Source organism: Campylobacter sp. RM9333 (assembly GCF_020137705.1).
Taxonomy (GTDB): domain Bacteria; phylum Campylobacterota; class Campylobacteria; order Campylobacterales; family Campylobacteraceae; genus Campylobacter_E.
Genome location: NZ_JACGAY010000045.1, coordinates 1 through 1,595, shown reverse-complemented (window position 1 = coordinate 1,595; position 1,595 = coordinate 1). Strand labels below are relative to the sequence as shown.

General features: G+C 25.5%; 1 protein-coding gene. It reads left to right on the top strand.

Annotated elements, in window-relative coordinates; genetic code table 11:
* On the top strand, window positions 1–1,571 hold a 1,571-nt coding region (locus AVBRAN9333_RS09370; protein WP_336609905.1), incomplete at its 5' end, for a hypothetical protein.
* Window positions 1,572–1,595 lie beyond the last annotated feature (24 nt).

Here is a 1,595-nt window from a genome sequence, read left to right as displayed (position 1 = left end):
TGAATATTGCAAGCGATATTAAAGAAGAAGTAACTGAAATCATTGCAAAAAATGATAATTCTTTAAATACAGATAATGTGCCAGAAATTGCTCCAAATAAACCTAGTGATGATTTAGTTATTCCAAGTAATCCAAATACGACACCAGATACGCCAAGTAATCCTGATAATAATACAAGCACACCAGAAAATAAGCCAAATGATAATAATGTGGCAATACCTGATGTGCCAGTGATTAAAGATGAAAAAGAATGGACTAAATTAGAACCTTCTATACCTAATAAATACTTTGCTAATAACAATGTAAATAGTTATTATTACTATTCAGAAGATTTAAATTCTAAAAGTGCAGCAAGTCTTAATTTAGGAACTATGACACTTGATTTATATGGTAGAAAATTAGAAAACGATAAGAGTGTTAAATCTTTTGATTATTATACTTTAGATGGTAAAAAGAATACTCTTACTAGCAATAGCTACAATGTTTCTGATTTAGGAACTAAAGAAATCAAAACTCAAAATTATAACTTGCAAAATACTAGTCTTAATACGCCTAATGCTGAAAAGAATTTAGAATATTCATCAGATTATGCTAGTTTTAGTGCAAATAAAAATGAATTAAAAGCTCAATTAGTTGGTATTAATTATGATTTAAGCAAATCAGATTTATCTCATTTTACAACTTTAAAAGATGATTGGAATAGTTTTAAAAGTGATATAGAAAAAAATAATCAAACAGCTATTAATTATTACTCAAATACAAATTCTGCCGCTGAACTTGATTTATCAAGAGGACTTTTAACTTATTATTCAAAAGAGCAAACTAAAAAAGATGGTAGGGATAGTGCTTATAATTTAAGATATTTTGTTATGAACCATAATTATTTACAAATGCGTGAATATGATATAGAAGATTTAGAATACAACGGCTATACAATGAATTTTAAAGATTCTTCTGTTGTAGATTCAACTTCGGATCATTATAGAACTACTGCTTATGTTAATAAAGAACAAATTGAATACACTGCAAAAAATGGTAGTTTGGATTTAAATATTTTAAGTATTAAAGAAAATTTAAAAGGCACCAATTCTTCAAATTATAGAAAGCAATTAGCTGATTGGGATAATGAGAAAACTAAATTTTTTACAGAATTTTATACAAACCCAGCTCAAGAATTTTATTATGCTGATACGAAAAATAATTATGTTAAGTTAAAGCCAAGTGATTCGTATTTTGCTAGTTATAGTAAGATTAATGATACTTCTGATGTTTTATTTGAATTACAGAATAGTAAATTACTAGGAGTGTATAATAAAAACAATGTAATAACTAGAATAAATCCTCAAGTAAATTCAACTATGGATATTGATAATTCTCAATATAAATTAAAAATTGATAGCAATGAACTTGATAAGACTTCTATTAAATTAGAAACGGAAGCAAGTAAGGCTAAATTACAAATAGAAAGCAAAATAGCAAATGAGGATTTAAAGATAAAAACAGATGAATTAAAAAAATCTTTAAATATTTCAGATATAAATAAAAAGATTAATGAGATTAAAAATAAGTAAGGAATATATATGAGAAAACTTGTA